We start from the raw sequence: 19,536 nt of genomic DNA, 5'->3' as shown, positions 1-19,536 counted from the left end.
TATCAATTAAATATTAAATACTTTAAGTTTATTCAATTGGCATATAAACTTTAGTGAGAATTTTATCCGGATTTTTTTCAGCCATAGGATCGGTAATGTAAGATTCCCAGCAAATGCCGGTATTTTTTTTGTTATTGGCTTTTATCCAGCGCATCACTGCCATTTGTCCGATGTCAGTTCCATCATAGGGTCCATAATAATCGGCAACTACTGCATTGGTAGCTTTCATTTCTCCGTTTTGGATTCTGCCTTCCGGTTTTACCACTTTATCCACAGGAATACCGCATTCCATGTCGAAACTTGTTGCAGTACAACTGTGATAGATGGTGAAAGGAGGAGCGATTTCTTTGGCTCCGCTTTTGGTCAGGAAAACCATCAACTCCCCGTAAATTTGTCCCATCTTTGATCCGATGGTAGCCATGCTGCTGGTATCGCGTATGCTTATAAAAATAGTTTTTGGAATACTAACTGCTTCAACTTTAACAGGAGGAATGCCTTCGCAAAGCGTTTTCAGGTTGCTTAATCCTTTTTCAAAATCTTTGCCAACCATCTTATCAAAGAAAAGACCCATCCAGCGCATGAAAGGGTTATATCCCAGGTCGCTTTGCATCCACCAGACGATTTCTGTGCCTTCGGGAATTTCTTTAAAACGGAAACCTCCTTTGGTTGGTTTTGGCGAATTCATAAAATACATGTCGTTGCAAATAGAATCATACATAGCAGCTTCGGTAATTATATATTTGCCGGTTCCTAACTGTTCGTTTTTGCTTTCCCATGCGTAAAAAGCACCTTTTCCTAAGGTCAATGGGCTATAAGTGATCTTCATGGTAGTGTCCATCTTATGCCAGTGCGACCATTTTTCCCAGCTTTTAAGATAGTTAACATGGAAATAAACCAGTTCGCGCGGAGCTTTGATCGTTGCTTTCCGTTCGATGCAAACTTTGGATGGCAGCAGATAAGCTACTGCAATAAGTATTACTATTACTGCAAGTAATGCTAATAAAATACGTCTTAAAATTTTCATAACATCAAGGGTTTAAATTTCAAACCAAATCTACAAAATATTTCAACAGCCATAAGCTTTTTTAATTTTGTAATCATTCTTGTTAAACTTTTTATCTTTATGGCTGTCATAAGCATGTTAACTTTTAAAAATAAAGAAAATGAGAGGAAGAAGATTTATTTTAATAATGCTGACAATGGTTGTGTCTGGACTGATTTACACTGCCTGTTCAAAGGACGATAATAACACCAGTAGCGAAGCACAATCAGTAAAAGATTTTGCCACTGCAGAAAGTATTTATGATGACGTGGATCAGATAGCCCAGGAAGCCGAAGATGGCTCAGTTAATCTGTTTAAAGATGCTGATGCCGAATACAGCCTTTTGAGCAATTGTGTTACCATTACGCGCGACACAGTTTCTGTTCCCCATCTTATTACTGTTGATTTTGGCACCAAAAACTGTCTCTGTAACGATGGCAAATATCGCCGAGGACAAATTTTAATCTCCTACATGGGACGTCATCTTGTACCGGGTTCGTACAAAAACATCACTTTTAATGGTTATTATGTAAACAATAATCAGGTTTTAGGAACAAAAACCATTACCAACATGGGAAGAAATTCAAATGAAGACCTTTGGTGGAGCATTCAGGTGGATGGCAAAATTATTTATGCCACCGGCGATTCTATCCTGTGGACTTCCAACCGTAACCGTGCGTGGGTAGAAGGAGAAGGCACCTTACACTATCGCCTCGATGATGTATATTCCATCACTGGGGTTGCTACCGTTACCCGCCCAAATGGAAATATTGCAAATTCCAACATCGTTACAGGCTTACGTAAAGAAATGGGCTGCCATAACTTTGTAAGCGGTGTCGTTGAAATTGATATTACAGGTAAGCCTACCCGTACATTGGACTATGGAAACGGCGATTGCGATAACCTGGCTACAATTACCATTAACGGGAAAACGTTTACAATAATTCTTAAATAATTATAGGGTCTTTTTTAGCCGAAGTGGGCTTCCCGGAAGGGTTGCCCGTTTTTTTTTACTTTTGCAGGAATATATTAATTCAACTTAGTTTGTAGTAACGGTTCATTCAAATGAAGATATTTAAGTTTGGGGGTGCCTCGGTAAAGAATGCGGAAGCCGTTAAGAATGTTGCGGATATCATTAAGATGTTTCCTTCCGATTCGTTGATGATAGTGGTTTCAGCCATGGGAAAAACTACCAATGCCCTGGAAAAGATTGCAAATACTTATTATTCAAAAGCAGTAACCGGGCAATCTGATTTTGAAGAGTTAAAAAACTACCATTTTGGGATCATCCATGAGCTTTTTCCATATCAGGAACATGCGGTTTACGACGACGCATTGCACTTGTTTGGAATGTTGCACAAACTGTTACTTACCAAACCTTCTTCCAATTTTGATGCAGAATACGATCGTATCATTCCTTTTGGCGAACTGATTTCTTCCTGCATCGTTTACCATTATCTGAACGAAGCCGGCGTAAGTACCTCTTTGTTCGATGCCCGTACTTTCATCAAAACGGATTCCACTTTCCGTGAAGGAAAAATTGATTGGATAAAAACAAAACAGGCAACCGCCGACATTTTATTGCCTTATTTTGATCAGGGTAAAAAAACAGGACTTACCCAGGGATTTATTGCAAGTTCACCGCGCAATCAAAATGTTACGCTGGGGCGCGAAGGTTCCGACTACACTGCTGCCATTCTTGCCTGGTGCCTCGATGCCGAAGAGGTGATCATCTGGAAAGATGTACCGGGGCTACTGAATGCCGACCCAAAATATTTCAGCAAAACCCGCAAACTCGACCATATTTCGTACCGCGATGCCATCGAACTGGCTTATTTCGGTGCAAGTGTAATTCATCCCAAAACCATTCAACCTCTTCAAAACAAAAATATCCCACTAAAGATAAAATCATTTATTCACCCTGATGAGGAAGGCTCTGCCATCGGCAGCGAAACGGATGCTGCCTCCCGTAGCATACCTTCTTACATTTTTAAACCCAACCAGGTGCTCATCTCCATTTCGGCAAGGGATTTTTCGTTTATTGCCGAGCAAAACCTGAAAACCATTTTCGGGCTATTTGCTATGCAGGGAATAAGAATTAACATGATGCAGAATTCAGCCATCAGTTTTTCGATATGTACCGACAATGATGCCCGCAGGATAAATCCTTGTATTGAACAGTTGCAAAAAGACTTTGCCGTTAAGTTCAACGAAAACCTGGAACTGATTACCATACGGTACTATACCCAGGAAGTGATTGACAGGGTGGTAGCCGGGCGAAAGGTGTTGCTGGAACAGCGCAGCCGACTTACGGCACAGATGGTGGTGAAGAATTAGGTTTTAAAATATTTTTTTAAGGGTAGAAATAGGCTTACCTGAGCATTAAAATTTTTATTTAACAGCAATAGTTTCAATTTCCACCATCACGCCCATTGGCAGGCGAACTACACCATAAGCAGCACGTGCAGGTGGGTTTAACTGATAATATTTGCCATAAATCTCATTCATGGCGGCAAAGTTATCCATATCACTGAGCAGGCAGGTGCTTTTTACCACGTTGGCATAAGTGTAACCGGCAGCTTCGAGTATAGCACCTATGTTTTTCATTACTTGTTCGGTTTGTTCCTTAATACCACCTTCTGCAATCTTTCCGGTTTCGGGATTGATGGGAATTTGTCCGCTGATGTAAAGGGTTCCGTTGGCTTCCACTGCCTGGCTGTAAGGACCGATAGCTTTCGGTGCTTTATCTGTATTGATAGTGTTTTTCATGGGGATAAGCATTATTGTAAATAAATTTCGGTTGTCAAAATTACAAAATCCTTAGATATTTTCTGAAGGGATAATCGCAGTTTTTCTGAAAATTCATATAAAATCATTAATTACTCCCACCTATCGCGGAAGTCTTTTTTCTTGGTGAGTTTCAAATCCTGCAACACGGAAGCTTTTACATTGATCTGGAAGTTCCAGCTTTTCATACCGCCTATAGGTATCCAGTTCAGGCGCATTTCCCAGCAGTGCAGGTCGCGGATAATGTTTACCGAAGTATAAGTTATTTTACTGTTTTTGAAGTCGTATCCCGACATTACTGATAATTTCCATTTGCTGGTAATGCTCAGGTCGCCGGAGAAGGAAAGACTTTGGATTATCTCATGCTTCATTGCGTTTTTAGTCGCATTAAAGTTGCTTTGGTAGCGAAAAGTATAATTAATGTTAGCACTCCAGGCATTGTTCCAGTTGATGTAATCGCCGGGTTGCGAAATTATTTGCTCAATCTCCGGGTTGAGAGGAACTTTTTCCTGGAGTTGCTGGGCTTCTTTTTTCTGGAATTGCTGCGAACTGATGTTCCAGTTCAGACCAAAGTTCCATGAAGTATTTACAAGCCGAAGCAAGCGGTGATTTTTATCCCATTCAAAGACATTGATGTTTCGTGTGTGGGTACTGTCAAGTGCATAGGGGTCCCATTGTGAACCATACTGTATCTGAACATTTTTGAAAAGCCGTGTATGCCCGTTCATATTGATTCTTGACCATCGCATAGAATCCTTGGCAAGATCGTAAGATGTTGAAATGGTAAAGTTTTCAATAAGAACAATTTTTCGCATCCCGGTAACGGTGTCTTTTCGTGAACGGACTTTCATTTCAAGGTTATTGCTCAGGCTGAAATTCAGTGACCCCGACTTTTTGTCGGGAGGAGAACCAAAAATGCCATTACTGAAAACGCTATAGCGTTGGATATTTCCGGTTGTATCTTTTTGCACTTCTTTATAATATCCCCATGATTTTGCTCCGAAATCGGGGCGGTATGAAAATCCGACATTGGGAGTAAGTACATGGCGGATGGCTCTGACGGGTCCTTTTTTAAACTGAAGCATTCCGTACAGTTTTGTAGAAAGGGAAGATGAAAAATTAAAATCTATTGCTTGCCTGAATCCGCTTATTGTATCCGTTTTTACATAGCCAACCACGGTATCGTTATTCTGAATCAGGGTATCGTTTATCCAGGTTTTTTGAATGTAGTTTCCGTACATCTTGTCGTTAAAGCCGACAGCATTTGTAAGGTTAAAATATTTTAAAATTTTAATGCTGCTGCTTATCGGAATGCTATGCTGCATTCCGTAACGAAAATCGTCATACATTTTCTGTTTAAAAAGCAGGGAATCGTAAGTGCTGACTTCATTTTTGGCATTCATCCGGTAATTTATCGAAATATTTTCGTACCAACGTTGTTTACCGGAAGCTTTTTGTTTGCGGAAAGGATAAAACTGGTTAACGGAAAAGGAAATATCAGGTAATGATAAAGAAATAGTCTTATTAATAGTATTTTGCGTATGGTTAAGGTTAGCAGTGAAGAAATATTTTCCCGCTTCTGTGTATTGATAAGAAATGCTTGAATTGAAAGTATTCGAAAGATAATTGTTAGCACTAACCGGATTGTAACGGTTAAACTTATTGCTTTGGATATTTACATTTGCCGAAAAATTGCTTTTAGGGCGTGCCTTTGGGTCTTGGCGGTGCGACCAGAGAATATAAAAATCCCTACTTTTGCTATAATCAGGTGTACCTTCGGTACCTAACTTATTGATGGCATATCCGAAATCAAGGTTCCCATTGAACTTATAGCGTTTTTTATAATTGAATTTAGGTTTAACCGCCCAGCTTCCCCGGGTATAAATGTCCCCTCTGACCTCCAAATCCATATAGTCACTTATGCCCCAGTAATATCCTCCATTTTCAAAGAAAAAACCTCTACCCACAGCTTCACCGTAGCTGGGAATGATAATTCCCGAAGAACGCCCTTTCTTGTTGGGAAACAAACCGAAAGGAAGTGCTAATGGAAGCGGGACATCGGCTATGCTCAAATAAATGGGTCCTGTTACAATTTTATTGTCCGGGATCACTTTCGCCCTCGTATAATGCAACTCAAAGTGGGGATGGTCGAGATTGCAGGTGGTATAACCGCCCTTGTGTGCATTGGTTGTATTGTCTTCCAGCTTTTTAACCGTTTCTCCATGCAGAAAACCTTCCCCTTCTTGGGTAATTACGTTGGCAATAATTCCTTTTTTTGTTTCAAAATTATATGTTAGAATTTTGGATTTAAAGCTTTTATCGCCATCTTTAAAAACTGGTGTCCCGGTTTCTTTTTCAGTAGAATCTGTAACTCCTTTTGCAAAAGCGGTAGTTTCTTTAAAATTTATTTCGATGTAGGCTGCTTTCAGGTTGGTTTTTTCATAGTTTATCTCAGCTTCTTTATACAGGAAGACTTTCTGGATATCGAGATCGAAAGAGATGGAGTCAATAGCATTGTATTCTACTTTTGCATTGAGTTTATCCTTTTTTTTGCTAACTCCCGTACTGTCTTTCAGAAGGGTATCGGCGGCAATACGTAAAGTATCGGGTGAAGCACGCAGGAGGGTATCCTGTGCTTCGGCTGCAATTGCAAAACCGGCAATGAAAACCAATGTAAACAAAACACGCTGAAAGTTGTGTGAAAAATGTGCAAACGAAAAAATTTTATTCTGGAAATTGTACAAATCAGACGTATTTAATGTTCAGCATAAGACAAAAAACGAATGCAAAAGTATTATTTTTTCTGCAACCGACATCGAACACTCCGCTGATGTAATTGAAAAACGATAGTTCAACCTGTTTTATTTTGATTTTTTCTAACACATATACAGTATGTTTTAAAATTCAGTGCGAAAAAATGCTTCCGGATGAATAAATTATTTTGTCAATTTCTAAAAACTGTATATTTGACTGCTGTTGAAACTCATATAAACGTTACCGTATTTACCCAAAAACTGATTCATGAAGTCTGCAAAAATACAACCCATAGCCCACGGTATTTTCCTGTTTTTCTTACTCTTTTTTTTTGGTTGCTTCCCGAAAATGCTTTTTTCAGCCAAGGGAAAAGAATTTAAAGTAGTGATTGATGCCGGACATGGAGGTAAGGACCCTGGAGCAGTTAGGGGAAAAATTGCAGAAAAAGACATAACACTTGCTATTGCATTAAAAGCAGGCAAATTGATAGAAGAAAATTATAAAGATGTTGAGGTAATTTATACCAGAAAAACCGATGAATTTATCGAATTGCACCGCAGAGCCCAAATTGCAAACGAAAAAAAAGCGGATCTGTTTATTTCTATCCATTGCAATGCAAACCCATCTTCTTCAGCGTATGGTACTGAGACCTTTGTGATGGGATTGCACAAAAGCCAGGCGAACCTTACAGTAGCTAAAACCGAAAATTCTTCCATACTTTTCGAAAACGATTACTCAAACCAGTACGATGGTTTTGACCCAAATTCTGCCGAAGCGAATATTATTTTTACTCTTTTTCAGAATGTCTATATTGACCAAAGCCTCGATTTTGCGGCAAGCCTCCAGGAAAAATTTCGTGAAAAAACAAAAATGAACGACAGAGGTGTAAAACAAGCCGGTTTTTTAGTGCTTTACAAAACTGCCATGCCCGGAGTACTCATCGAAACCGGTTTTTTGAGCAATCCTAAAGATGTTGAATACCTGACCAATGCTGCAGGTCAGTCTGCCATTGCCCAATCTATTTACAATGCCTTTTGCGATTACAGGAAAAAATTGGATAAAGAAAAAGAGGATATTTTGTATGCAAGCAAGGAAAAACCCTTGACAGAAACCAAAGAACCGAAAAATAATAAAAAGCAGGAAGAAAACTCTAAAGAAAAAAATCAGGTTGTAAAAAATACCGAGCCTAACAAACCGACTCCTGTGGAAAATACAAAAAGCAGCCCTTCGGTTGTATCAGAAGACGAAAAACAGACGTCTGCGAAAAATGAAGGGAAAACGCCTGATAAAACAGTGTATTTCAGGATACAATTTACTACATCGCCCGGCGAAAAGCCTCTTACTTCACCTGAATTTGGAAAATTACAGGATGTGAAAATGTATTTTCATAACGGTTTGTACAAATTTACCACCGGAAACGAAACTGCTTTTTCCGAAGCAGTCCACCTGCTGAAAAAAATCAAAGCTACCGGTTTTAAAGATGCTTTTATCGTGGCATTTATCAACGAAGAAAGAGTAACAATTACTGAAAAAATGAAAAATTTGGGGAAATAGTTGTATTTTTGAAAAATTTTTTTAAAAACTGCAACTTGAAATTTCGTCGCGAAACCAAAATCGGAATAGTGTTGGTGGTAACCGTTTCCCTTTTTATTTGGGGGTTCAATTTCCTGAACGGCAAAGATTTTTTTTCACGAAGCCGCACAATTTATGCTGTTTACGATAAAGTTGAAGGCTTAGTAACTTCCAATCCTGTATTTGTAAAAGGAGTGAAGGTGGGTATAGTAAAGGATGTGTTTTTTGTATATAAACCCCAAACTCATATCATTGTAAAGTTATCACTTACAAGCGATATTCCGATACCTCATAATTCGATAGCAAAAATATATAGCTACGACCTGATGGGCTCAAAAGCCATAACAATTGAACTGGGTAATTCTGCACTCATGGTGCAGAATGGAGATACTCTTCCTTCTTTAGTACAGGGCAGTCTTTCGGAAGAAGTTAACCGTCAGGTACAACCCCTGAAAAAGAAAGCCGAGGACCTCATGCTGTCGGTAGATTCCGTTGTAACGGTAATAAGGGCTATTTTTAATAAAAATACACGTGAAAACCTCTCCCAGAGTTTTGAAAGCATAAAAAATACACTTGCAAATCTGGAACATACAACTTATAATCTTGATACTCTCGTGGGAACGCAAAGGAATCGTTTGGCAAACATTTTTTCAAATATTGAATCCATTTCGGGCAACCTGCGGGCTAATAATGAAAAAATAACCAATTTGATTCGCAATTTTTCAGCATTAAGTGATACGCTGGGGCAATCCAATATTTCTAACACTTTATTGAATGCCAATAAAGCCGTAAATGATTTTGCACTGGTCATGGAAAAAATAAACCGTGGCGACGGCACACTTGGTTTGCTTGTTAACGACAATAAACTTTATAACCAAATTGACGGAGCCGCCCGCCAACTCCAGGAACTTGTGGATGATATTAAACGCAATCCAAACAGGTATGTTACCATTTCGGTTTTTGGAAGAAATCCGAATAAATACCCTTATCAACCGAATAAATAATTGCAATTCAGATGAAAAAAAATACTTCTTTTTCCCTTTCGGGAAATATTGTTGATGTGGTTTGCTCGAGAATTTTCAAGGGTACCCTTGTAGTGAAAAATGGAAAAATAGTCTCCGTTACTGAAAAAAATACGCCCGAAAACCATTTTATCCTTCCTGGACTTATTGATGCCCACGTACATATCGAAAGTTCAATGCTTTTACCCTCAGAGTTTGCCCGTCTTGCAGTAGTACATGGTACGGTGGGTACGGTTTCCGATCCTCACGAAATTGCCAATGTTTTAGGCATGAAGGGCATACAATTTATGATAAAAAACGGTAAATCAACTCCTTTCGGGTTTTATTTTGGTGCGCCTTCTTGTGTTCCGGCTACCCCGTTTGAAACTTCCGGTGCAAAACTGGGTATTAAAGAAACCGAAACTCTGCTGGATAATCCCGAAATAAAATATTTAAGTGAAATGATGAATTTTCCTGGAGTACTCTACGATGATACGGAAGTAAACGGAAAACTCTCGGCAGCTAAAGTAAGGGAAAAAGTTATTGATGGACATGCCCCCGGAATTACCGGTAAAGATATCATAAAATATGCGGCAGCAGGTGTTAGTACCGATCATGAGTGCTTTACCCTTGAAGAAGCTCGTGAAAAAATTCAACAGGGAATTAAAATTTTAATCAGGGAAGGAAGTGCGGCAAAAAATTTCGACGAACTGCTCCCTCTTCTTGCACAATATCCCCAAATGGTAATGTTTTGTTCTGACGACAAACACCCCGACGACTTGGTGAAAGGTCATATCAATCAATTAGTAAAACGTGCCATTGACAAAGGATATAATATCATTGATTGTATTCGTGCCTGCACACTCAACCCTGTACGGCATTACGGCTTGGACTCCGGTTTGCTGCAGGCAGGCGATAATGCCGATTGTATTATCGTTGATAATTTGAATGATTTTACAATTCTTTCTACATTTATCAATGGTGAAAAAGTAGCTGAAGGGGGCAGAACATTGCTTTCTTCGGTACAAAATACCCCGTTGAATAATTTTAATGCTAAAGAAATAACTATTTCCGACTTGCAGGTTGTGGCTAAGGGCAAAACCATAAGGGTAATAAAAGCCCTTGAGGGACAGCTTATCACCGATGAAATACGTTGTAAGGCAAAAATTGAAAATGGATATGTGGTTTCAGATACGGAAAATGACATACTGAAAATAGTGGCTATTAACAGATACCAGCCTTCTGCACCCGCAATAGGATTTATCAATAATTTTAAACTTCAAAAAGGAGCTTTTGCTTCTACCGTTGCCCATGATAGCCATAATATTATTGCTATCGGTACTTCCGATAAAGAATTGCTTCATGCTATTAAGTTGATAATAAGTAGTAAAGGAGGCATATGCTGCGTTCAGGACGGAGAGGAAGCATTTTTACCCCTTCCTTTTGCAGGACTGATGAGCACTGAAGATGGTTACAAAGTTGCCGAAAATTACGAAAAAATTAACGAAAAGCTGAAAGCGATGGGTTGTCAATTAAACTCGCCATTTATGACCCTTTCATTTATGGCTTTGTTAGTGATACCCAATTTGAAAATCAGCGATAAAGGTTTGTTCGACAGTAAAAAATTTGCATTTACTTCCTTGTTTGTATGATGTTAAAATTAGTGCAATCCTGATCTTTCCTGGCGGAAATTTTGTTTATTTCCCAACACCGTTACAAAAGAAAATGGATGAATTTTTATAAAAGTATCTGATTATTAGATATATTAGTTTTGATTGTAATTGTTTGACATTCATTTAATTATTAAATTAATTGTTTTGTATATATATTTTTTTCATCTTTGTAACGCATAGAAAATAAAAAAAACAACACATTCATGGTAATTATTCAGAAAATGTTATATGAATAATTTATAATTATCTTTACTTTTGCAAAAAAATATCGGGAATGAAGAAATTTTTATTAGACGTAAATAAGTTAGAAAACGCAGCAAGTAAACTCAGGGCGATGGCACATCCTATGCGGGTGGCAATTATAGAAATGCTTGATACCAATGGAAAACTAAATGTTACAGAAATTTATCAGAAACTGAAAATAGAGCAGGCTACAGCCTCTCACCATCTGAATATTTTAAAGAATAAGGGTGTTCTGGTTTCACGGCGTGAAGGAAAGCAAATATATTATTCGCTTAAAAGTGAATCACTTACCGAAATAATTCATTGTATTAACCGTTGTGGCGAACGATAAACTATAAATCCCAGTTTTCCACAATATCCCAATTTGCTCTTATCTCCAGTAATTTATTGTATAATACAACCTTTTCCGGTTGTATTTTTTTAATATAGTTTCCAGTATCCCATTTTCTGTTTTTATTGGAGTCGTACACAGCTTTTATCTGGTATTTACCGGGTGGCAGAAATTCAAATTTAATCGGTGTATCTCCATTAATCATATGTTGTTCAATAACTTTATCTTTTTCGTTCAGCAATTGTACAATAAGATTCCCTGTACCCGGTTTAAGTTTTATATTCATAAGCAGACTTCCATATTCCGATAATAACCTTGTCTTGAATGGGAAAAGAATACTGTCGTTTTTTTGATGAAAAATATCTTCCACTGCATCCTCAGGTACAATCAGTTGATATTGCGTATTTTCTTTCCATTTATGCAAAACATGGGCTTTTCGGTGTACTGCATCCGTAAACTCTATCTGAATAGGTAGGGTGTCTTTTTCCTCCACCAATTTACATTTCTCCCAATTGTATTGCAAAAGCGGCTGTGAAAAAACAAGGCTGAGAGGGATTCTGCGTTCATAAAAAGTGCCATTATTTAGCAAAAGTTCAACGGTAAGAGCGTTAGGTTTTTCGATAGCTTCGCTTTTGCCTTTTCGGGTTCTCACTTGCATCTTTAACGAAATATTCAGTGTATCAAGTATTTTTCCATTATCGGCAACACAAAATCTGGCGGAATCGTTTATGATTTTTGGAAGCCAAAATACGATGGTATCCTTGCCCGGATTTATTTCGCGGATACAGGTCAGGAAAGAAGAATCTTCTTTAAGTGGCAATATTTCGAGGTTTTTAACAGGATTTGAGAAACAGAAAGTAAGCTGACCATGGCGGGTTACAGAGGCTTTGAGTATTTTTTGCGTCGAATCAGCTTGTTTGAAAAGCTGTAAAGTGCCAATGTTTAACATCTTGACTTTTTGCAATGTGTCGTGCGTAAGGGTATCTGTTTGCATAACAGAAGTATCCAGCGTAATTTTTTGCGGGGCAAATCCTATGTCTTCTGCTATTCCATCACAAAGAAAATTATTGTTCGCATCTTTTAGGGCAACAATATTATATAATCCCGCGGCAATATTTTCAAATTCAAAACTGCCGTTTTCGTTTGTTTTTGCAACATAATAAGGTTTTTCTTTATACACTACGGAATCGCCGGAGCTTTTGTATAAAAATACAAGTATCTCTTTTTTAGGTTTAGTTGTAAATGCATTGACAACCAAGCCTTTCATGCGAAGCGAATCAAGATATTTGCCTGTGGAAAAAGTATAGGTCAAGTTACTGAGTGGGTTATTTTCTGTGAGATCCTGTACGGCATTACCGAAAAACAGTCTGTAGGTTGTATTGGGTTTCAACGTATCATTCAGAGATATAACCAATGACTTCCCTTTTATCAGAATGTCAGGCTGATTTTCAAAAGGAGGTGAGGAAAGAAAACTGGTGTTGACATCTTTAAGTTGTACGAATTCATTAAAGGTAATTTGAATGCGTTTGGCAGAAAACCCGGTGCTACGGTCATTAGGGTGCATTGCTTTTATTTTCGGAGGAGAAACATCCTTTTCTCCTCCTGAGGGAGCAACTATGGTAGCGCAGCCAGCCATAAGGATAAGCCCAAACAGCCAGGCAAATAGTAAAAACGGACTTCTTTTCAAGTTGTGAAATTTGACGTTACAAATTTGCAAAAAATAAGCTTCATAGTTACCGTTCAGATAAAATCGGAAAGCAGACCGAAGGAGTACCCTTTTTCTTTCAAAATATCAATTACTTCACTCAACGCTGGCAGCATCTTTTCGCGGGCTTTCAGGCTGTCGTGGAAAACAAAAATGGCTCCGGGGCGTGCGGCGGTTATAATATTTTTAATACATCGTTTCACAGATAGCGATGGATCAAAATCTCCGCTGAATGCCGTCCACATTATGATGGAATAACTTTTCGACAAATATTTTATCTGCCTCGGCCGGATTTGACCATAGGGGGGGCGGAAATACTTGCTTTGTACCTGTTCATCGCACATTGCTATGTTGGTAAAGTAGTTTTCATCGGGTGTTCGAAATCCTTTGATGTGATTAAATGTGTGATTGCCAATATCATGACCTTTTTCTTTTACCAGAGCAAAAATTTGAGGATATTTTTTCACATTATCACCCACACAAAAAAAAGTAGCGTTTACATTTTTTTGTTCCAGAATTTCCAATACCTCCGGAGTAGCCTCAGGGATGGGTCCATCATCAAAAGTGAGGAATACAATTTTCTCTTTTACAGGAATTTTCCAAAAAATAGCCGAAGGACTTAACCAACGAACCACCGAAGGAACTTTTGTAAACAGCATCCGGATTTTCATTTAGCGAAAGTACATAAAAACAGTGAAGGTAAATTTGATGTATTTTTGTAAAAAAATTAGTCAGGACAAGTTATTCGAATGGATTAAAAATTTTCATACAAATTAAAAATGATATTTATGAATATTCTTTGCCTACCGGCAGGCAGGCATCTGACCAATAAATTATAAAATTAATAACAGATGAAGAAATTAGTGTTAATAAGGCATGGCGAAAGCCAGTGGAATAAGGAAAACCGTTTTACGGGATGGACCGATGTCCCCTTGTCAGAAACAGGGATTGTCGAAGCCAAGAAAGCAGGGAAGCTATTAAAAGAAAATGGCTTTCATTTTGAAGTAGCTTATACTTCCTACCTTAAAAGGGCTATCAAAACCTTATGGTTAGTTCTGGAAGAAATGGACCAAATGTGGATACCGGTAAAAAATAGCTGGAGACTTAATGAAAAACATTATGGCAACCTGCAGGGATTAAACAAAGCCGAAACCGCCGAAAAATATGGTGAAGAACAGGTGCATATCTGGAGGCGTAGCTACAATATTCCTCCGGCTCCCCTTTCGGAAAATGATTCCCGTCACCCACGATTCGATCCTAGGTACAAAGATTTATCTCCTGCCGAGCAACCTGCTACGGAAGCACTGAAAGACACTGTGGCACGTATAGTTCCGTATTGGGAAACCGAAATGCAGCCTACCCTGGTACAAAAAAATGAAGTTATAGTTGCCGCTCATGGAAACAGTCTTAGGGGCATTGTAAAATACTTGAAAAATGTAGGCGATCAGGAAATTATAGCCCTTAACCTTCCAACAGGTATTCCTTATATTTTTGAATTTGACAATAATATGAAATTACTACAAGATTATTTTCTCGGCGACCCCGAAGAAATAAAGAAAATGATGGAGGCGGTAGCCAACCAGGGAAAAGCCAAAAAATAAAAAAGAGCTGCAATGATGCAGCTTTTTTATTAAAATGTTTTTTCTGATTAAAAATAACTTGTTTAATAAAAATTTCTCCCTATATTAAGGATTATATCATATTTTCTTTAGCGTTTGCGCTTATGAATTTTACTTTGTTTAAATACCCATTTGTACATTTCAAATACTTGTTTCTCATTTTCTTCTTTTCCCTTTTAACAGAGAAAATTACCGTCCAGGAAGTACTAAATATAGATAGCCTTAAACAACTTCTTGCAAAAGCAGAAGGAAAACAAAAAATTGATTTGATAAATACACTGAGCTGACAGCTAAAGTATTCTGATATGACTTCAGGTTTTAGTTATACCGAACAGGCAATTAAAGCATCTAAGGAAATACAGTATAACAGGGGCTTGATAGAAAGTTATCAAAATAAGAGTGCGTTGAAGCCGAATGGCTTTTACAGGAAAGCAGATTATCCGAAACGGAAGCCCGCTTTAACCTTGTTCGGAAAGAGCAGGAAAACCAAAAGCTTAAAATGGAAAACCAGCTAAAGGCAACCACCATTAAACGGCAACAGTTACTGATTTTCTTTGTGCTTTTAATCATTACCGTTTATAGCTCAAGGCAGCGGCAAAAGAAGGCAAAAAAATATCTCGAAGAAAAGAACCACCAAATTCAGCTATAAGCCAATCAACTCAGAGAAGCCAATCTCACAAAAGACAAATTTTTTTCCACTATTGCCCACGATTTAAAGAACCCCCTAAATATCATCATCGGATATAGCGAATTGCTGATTTCAAATGCCGGGGATTATTCTTCGGCGGAAAAAGATGAGTTTATTGAACAGATTGCCCATGCTGGCAACCAGATTGATAAATCGCTCGAAAGTATCCTGAACCTGAACTGGGCTCGTGCAAACATGAGAAAAATGCAGGCAAAGCCCCAAAATACAAATCTGTCGGAAATTTCTGCCCAATTAATTTCTATTCTGGCTTCTTTGTTTCAAAAGAAAAACCAAAAAATTACCATGGAAATTGACGGGAAAGTGATGGTGTGTATTTCCGATAACGGAGTAGGCATCAGTAACGAGAACCAAAAAAAATTATTCCGTCTCGATGAAAAAATTTCCACACCAGGCACATCTAACGAAAAGGGAACGGGATTGGGTTTGTTGCTATGTAAAGAATTTATCGGGAAAAATAACGGCGAAATTTGGGTAGAAAGCCAAATCAACCAGGGCACATCCCTTCCCGTAACTAAGGCGTAGTTCTGTTACCTAAGCCATAATATTAAAAAGGTAGCTATGGCTACTACAACAGGTACAACAATGCAAATACGCAGGGTGTCTTTTTTCAGACTGTTTCTGCAAAAAACAATTTTTTCCTTTACATACAAGTCGTCAGGACAATAAGTAAGTGCTTTCAGAAAACATTCCTTAGCATTACTGTACAGTTCTATTTTCAAAAAATCTTCGCCATGGCGGATAAAATCATCGCATTTTATATTACCAGATTCGTAGAGAGAAGTATGCATACCGTTTTTATTTTATCTTTTCAAAAGTAAAAAATATTATTCATTTTTGTGAAGGAAATCACGTAATATTTTCAAAAATTCGTCTTCTTTTTCTATGTGGTGCATATGTGAGGCATCCTTGAAAACTACCATTTCGGAGTTTGGAATATTTTGCTGATAGAAACGGGTGGCTTCGGGGGTGGCTTCATCAAATTCGCCACAGGCGAGCAATACAGGTACTGTGATGTTTTTTAATTTGTTTATTATATCAAACTGTTTTAAAGTTCCCATTACAGAAAATTCACTTGGTCCCCACATGTGCAAATAAACTTCTGTCCCCATTTTTTCAAAAGTATGTTGCACACATAAGGGCATAGGTTCCAAACGGCAAACATGGAGGCTGTAGAAAGTATTCATGGCTTCCTGGTATTCAGGTGAAGTATAATTGCCGGTAGCTTCAGCTTTTTGTATAGCCTGTTGTTGTGTGTCGGGCAATTCCTCCAGGTACGCCCGGCAATCCTGTGCGAAACGGGTAGCACTGAAAGCAGAACCTCCAAAAACAATACTTTTTACACCTTGTGGTTTTCGTTGCATGTATTCGGCAATCAGCATTGTTCCCCATGATTGGGCTAAAATATGAAATTCATTTAACTGCAAAGCTTTGCAAACAGTTGCAAATTCTTCTACAAATCGCCTGATATTCCAGAGAGAGGTATCTGCCGGTCTTTCTGAATTTCCGCAGCCCAATTGATCGTAGAAAATCACAGGACGTTCGTCGCTAAGTTTTTCAACGGGTTCCATATAGTCGTGCGGAGCACCGGGTCCTCCGTGTACACAAATAAGAGGAATTCTCTTTTTGTCGGTTCCGGCAATTCTGAACCATACTTTTCCTCCATCTACTTTTATAAAACCTTCGCGAACATTACCATCTGATAAGGTAATTTCCAACTGTGGATTTTGTGAATACGAATAGGCTACGGTTAATAAAACCATGCTTAAGCAAACGGGGGCAGATAGCTTCATAAATTGAAATTTTTAGAGGATCACACTATCAAAATTAATGAAAAATCCAAAACCTGTTTTTTTTATTTTTCATCCGTAAATAATTTTAAATTAAGGTCGGATGGAACTCGCATGTGAGATTTTCATCCGTGTTTGTGTTTAACGAACATACTCGTTTCAAAAGATTTATTAAAAAATTGAACAAGAAAAAATGAACATGCTGATAACCCGGGGAATAAAATATTATTCCTGATAAGTATGTGCTTTCAGCAAAAAAGTATAAAAATGAATTTTTTTGTAACTTTATCCTCGAATTATCGTCATAATACCAAAAGAAACCTATACAAGCGTAAATGACAACACCTGAGTACAACCATTGCGTGGACCAGTTTTCTGATGGGGTTTACCGCTTTGTACTTAAGAACATCAGAGATGAAGAAAGCGCCAGGGATGTGGTACAGGAATCGTTTACCCGGATGTGGGAAAAAGTAAAGGAAGTGTCGTTTGAAAAAGCAAAATCATATTTGTTTACAACGGCTTATCATACTATGATTGACATGTTGAGAAAGGAAAACCGGCTCACCTCTTACGAAGAACAAAGCCATGGAAAGGAAACCATCGAAAACAGCTATTCCGATTTGAAAGAAGTGCTGAACCTGGCGGTGGAAAAACTTTCCGATGTACAGCGTTCCGTGTTGTTGCTGAGAGACTATGAAGGATATTCCTACGAAGAAATAGGAAGAATAACCGGGCTGAGCGAATCGCAGGTAAAAGTGTATATTTATCGCGCCAGGGTAGCCCTGAAAGAATATATTCGTAAACCGGAACTTGTAATTTGATAATGAAAACATCCATGAATATTCACCGCGGCAACTACGAAATTTACTTCCTCGATTACCTGGAAGGAAGACTTTCACCCAAAGAGGTGGAACGTTTGCTGTTTTTTATGGAAGATAACCCCGGACTGAAAGCTGAATTGGAAGGGCTGGATACCATTACGCTTTATCCTGACGAAACAGCACATTTTACTACAAAAGATGCCTTAAAAAAAAATGTGATTTCTTCTGTGGATGCAATTAACGAAAACAACTACGAGGAATTTTTTATTGCATCGCTCGAAGGAGAGAAAACCCCTGCCGAACAGAAAAATCTTAAGCTTTTCATCGAAAAAAATCCCGGGCTGAAGAAAGAATATGACCTTTTGGCACAAACATTCCTTATTCCCGATACTAACCTGGTTTACGATCGTAAGCAACAACTGAAAAAATTTGTTATTCTCAGCCTTTCGCAACGGCAGTTGTACCGTGCTACTGCTTTTGCAGCCTCTTTGCTGCTGCTTGCAGGTTTGTTTTTCCTGCTTAACCGCGAAAAACCCCTGGTAACCACTCAGTATTCTCTTGCTGAGATGAAACAAAAATCGGAAGTCAAGTCATCGGCATCTGCACAGCAGAAAAAAACTCCTGCTACCAAAATCCGAAAAATACCAAGAAAAGTCATTATAAACAGGACTTCTCTATCTGAAGTATTGCCGGCTTTGTCTTCGCAGGGTAATGATGAAAACGCGGCTGCCATACAACGCACCGAATCAGCTCCACTGCAAACTATGCCCGCCTTAACAGCACGGGAACTGAACAATAATATGCCGCTTAATCCTTTCAACTATGATTTTGGATACAGGAATTATTATACTGCAGTATTTTACGACCTGCAATTGGTAGCAGCCATACAGTTCAATCAGTCGCTGGCAGCAGAGCAGAAAAAAGCACGTACTCCCATTGAATATGCCCGGATGGGTTTGAAAAATCTTTTTTCATCACGTGATGCCGAGGATGTTTCAGGGGAATACAAAGTTTCTTTTTGGGATGTGGCTCATGTCGGACTGAAGGGATTTAATGCCGTTACCGGCAGCAATTTCGACCTGAAAAAGCAACAGGATACCGAAAGCGGTACCATAGTTACCGGCTTTACAGGCAATGAAATCGGCATTTACAATACCCGGCAACGCTAAAGCCAGAGATTAGATTAAGAAGGAGTTATATACTCATAACTCCAATCTCCTGACTCTATGATGAAAGAAAATATGCTAATGTGTTAATAAGTTTATGAGTAGATTGTTATTCAAAACTTAGAAGTAATAGACATTTTTCAGGATAAGTTTTAGACGATGGTTTCTAATGGACATTTTTCAGGGTGTTTATTTCAACACTTTTAGTGAACAGTAGTTTAAATTTATATTCATTATTTTCGCAATGTCTTTTGTGGCGAGATTCATTTTCAGATATGCACACAGCCTAAGCTTATTTTCAGTAAAGTTTAACGGTAAATCCTTTA

The 19,536-nt window shown here is 38.3% G+C and carries 17 protein-coding genes; 10 read left to right on the top strand and 7 right to left on the bottom strand.

Annotation, left to right across the window (positions count from 1 at the left end; genetic code table 11):
• Positions 1-28: 28 nt before the first annotated feature.
• Entirely contained in the window at positions 29-1,024 is a 996-nt protein-coding gene (locus tag M0R21_03145) for a GyrI-like domain-containing protein (protein ID MCK9616811.1), read from the bottom strand.
• A 139-nt stretch (positions 1,025-1,163) separates the two neighbouring features.
• Here M0R21_03145 and M0R21_03140 point away from each other — a divergent pair, with 139 nt between their 5' ends.
• A complete protein-coding gene (locus M0R21_03140) occupies positions 1,164-1,997 on the top strand; it encodes a hypothetical protein (protein MCK9616810.1) in 834 nt (277 codons plus the stop codon).
• Positions 1,998-2,107: 110 nt separating this feature from the next.
• Positions 2,108-3,379, top strand: a complete 1,272-nt coding sequence (locus M0R21_03135; GenBank protein MCK9616809.1) for an aspartate kinase — start codon at positions 2,108-2,110, stop codon at positions 3,377-3,379.
• A 54-nt stretch (positions 3,380-3,433) separates the two neighbouring features.
• On the opposite strand, the gene M0R21_03130 is transcribed toward M0R21_03135, so the two are convergent.
• Positions 3,434-3,811 carry a RidA family protein gene (locus M0R21_03130; GenBank protein MCK9616808.1) on the bottom strand — a complete coding sequence of 126 codons (378 nt, stop codon included), beginning with the start codon at positions 3,809-3,811 and terminating at the stop codon, positions 3,434-3,436.
• A 110-nt stretch (positions 3,812-3,921) separates the two neighbouring features.
• Positions 3,922-6,573, bottom strand: coding sequence for an LPS-assembly protein LptD (locus tag M0R21_03125; protein ID MCK9616807.1), 2,652 nt, complete (start codon positions 6,571-6,573; stop codon positions 3,922-3,924).
• 277 nt (positions 6,574-6,850) lie between these two features.
• Here M0R21_03125 and M0R21_03120 point away from each other — a divergent pair, with 277 nt between their 5' ends.
• The 4 genes from M0R21_03120 (at position 6,851) to M0R21_03105 (ending at position 11,403) form a co-directional block, all read left to right on the top strand.
• Entirely contained in the window at positions 6,851-8,137 is a 1,287-nt protein-coding gene (locus M0R21_03120; GenBank protein ID MCK9616806.1) for an N-acetylmuramoyl-L-alanine amidase, read from the top strand.
• Positions 8,138-8,145: 8 nt separating this feature from the next.
• Positions 8,146-9,159 carry an MlaD family protein gene (locus M0R21_03115; protein ID MCK9616805.1) on the top strand — a complete coding sequence of 338 codons (1,014 nt, stop codon included), beginning with the start codon at positions 8,146-8,148 and terminating at the stop codon, positions 9,157-9,159.
• 11 nt (positions 9,160-9,170) lie between these two features.
• Positions 9,171-10,808: an adenine deaminase gene (ade, locus tag M0R21_03110; GenBank protein ID MCK9616804.1), complete on the top strand. Its 1,638-nt coding sequence runs from the start codon at positions 9,171-9,173 to the stop codon at positions 10,806-10,808.
• Between the two features lie 295 nt (positions 10,809-11,103).
• Entirely contained in the window at positions 11,104-11,403 is a 300-nt protein-coding gene (locus M0R21_03105; GenBank protein MCK9616803.1) for a metalloregulator ArsR/SmtB family transcription factor, read from the top strand.
• A 1-nt stretch (position 11,404) separates the two neighbouring features.
• On the opposite strand, the gene M0R21_03100 is transcribed toward M0R21_03105, so the two are convergent.
• A complete protein-coding gene (locus M0R21_03100) occupies positions 11,405-13,090 on the bottom strand; it encodes an Ig-like domain-containing protein (protein MCK9616802.1) in 1,686 nt (561 codons plus the stop codon).
• Positions 13,091-13,143: 53 nt separating this feature from the next.
• Entirely contained in the window at positions 13,144-13,767 is a 624-nt protein-coding gene (locus M0R21_03095; GenBank protein ID MCK9616801.1) for a polysaccharide deacetylase family protein, read from the bottom strand.
• A 192-nt stretch (positions 13,768-13,959) separates the two neighbouring features.
• On the opposite strand from M0R21_03095, the gene gpmA reads away from it, so the two are divergent.
• Together gpmA and M0R21_03085 are read left to right on the top strand one after the other, a co-directional pair.
• A complete protein-coding gene (gpmA, locus tag M0R21_03090) occupies positions 13,960-14,709 on the top strand; it encodes a 2,3-diphosphoglycerate-dependent phosphoglycerate mutase (protein ID MCK9616800.1) in 750 nt (249 codons plus the stop codon).
• Positions 14,710-15,463: 754 nt separating this feature from the next.
• Positions 15,464-15,958: a HAMP domain-containing histidine kinase gene (locus M0R21_03085; protein MCK9616799.1), complete on the top strand. Its 495-nt coding sequence runs from the start codon at positions 15,464-15,466 to the stop codon at positions 15,956-15,958.
• Between the two features lie 5 nt (positions 15,959-15,963).
• On the opposite strand, the gene M0R21_03080 is transcribed toward M0R21_03085, so the two are convergent.
• The gene (locus tag M0R21_03080) at positions 15,964-16,224 is read right to left on the bottom strand and encodes a hypothetical protein (protein ID MCK9616798.1); all 261 of its coding nucleotides are present in this window, start codon (positions 16,222-16,224) and stop codon (positions 15,964-15,966) included.
• 36 nt (positions 16,225-16,260) lie between these two features.
• Positions 16,261-17,226, bottom strand: a complete 966-nt coding sequence (locus M0R21_03075) for a proline iminopeptidase-family hydrolase (GenBank protein ID MCK9616797.1) — start codon at positions 17,224-17,226, stop codon at positions 16,261-16,263.
• A gap of 332 nt (positions 17,227-17,558) precedes the next feature.
• On the opposite strand from M0R21_03075, the gene M0R21_03070 reads away from it, so the two are divergent.
• The gene (locus tag M0R21_03070) at positions 17,559-18,044 is read left to right on the top strand and encodes an RNA polymerase sigma factor (protein MCK9616796.1); all 486 of its coding nucleotides are present in this window, start codon (positions 17,559-17,561) and stop codon (positions 18,042-18,044) included.
• Positions 18,045-18,058: 14 nt separating this feature from the next.
• Positions 18,059-19,213 carry a hypothetical protein gene (locus tag M0R21_03065; protein ID MCK9616795.1) on the top strand — a complete coding sequence of 385 codons (1,155 nt, stop codon included), beginning with the start codon at positions 18,059-18,061 and terminating at the stop codon, positions 19,211-19,213.
• Positions 19,214-19,536: the final 323 nt, after the last annotated feature.

It is taken from the genome of Lentimicrobiaceae bacterium, assembly GCA_023227965.1.
In the GTDB taxonomy this organism is placed as follows: domain Bacteria; phylum Bacteroidota; class Bacteroidia; order Bacteroidales; family JALOCA01; genus JALOCA01.
The sequence above is the reverse complement of the archived record's forward strand: the minus strand, read 5'-3'. Positions and strand labels throughout refer to the sequence as shown.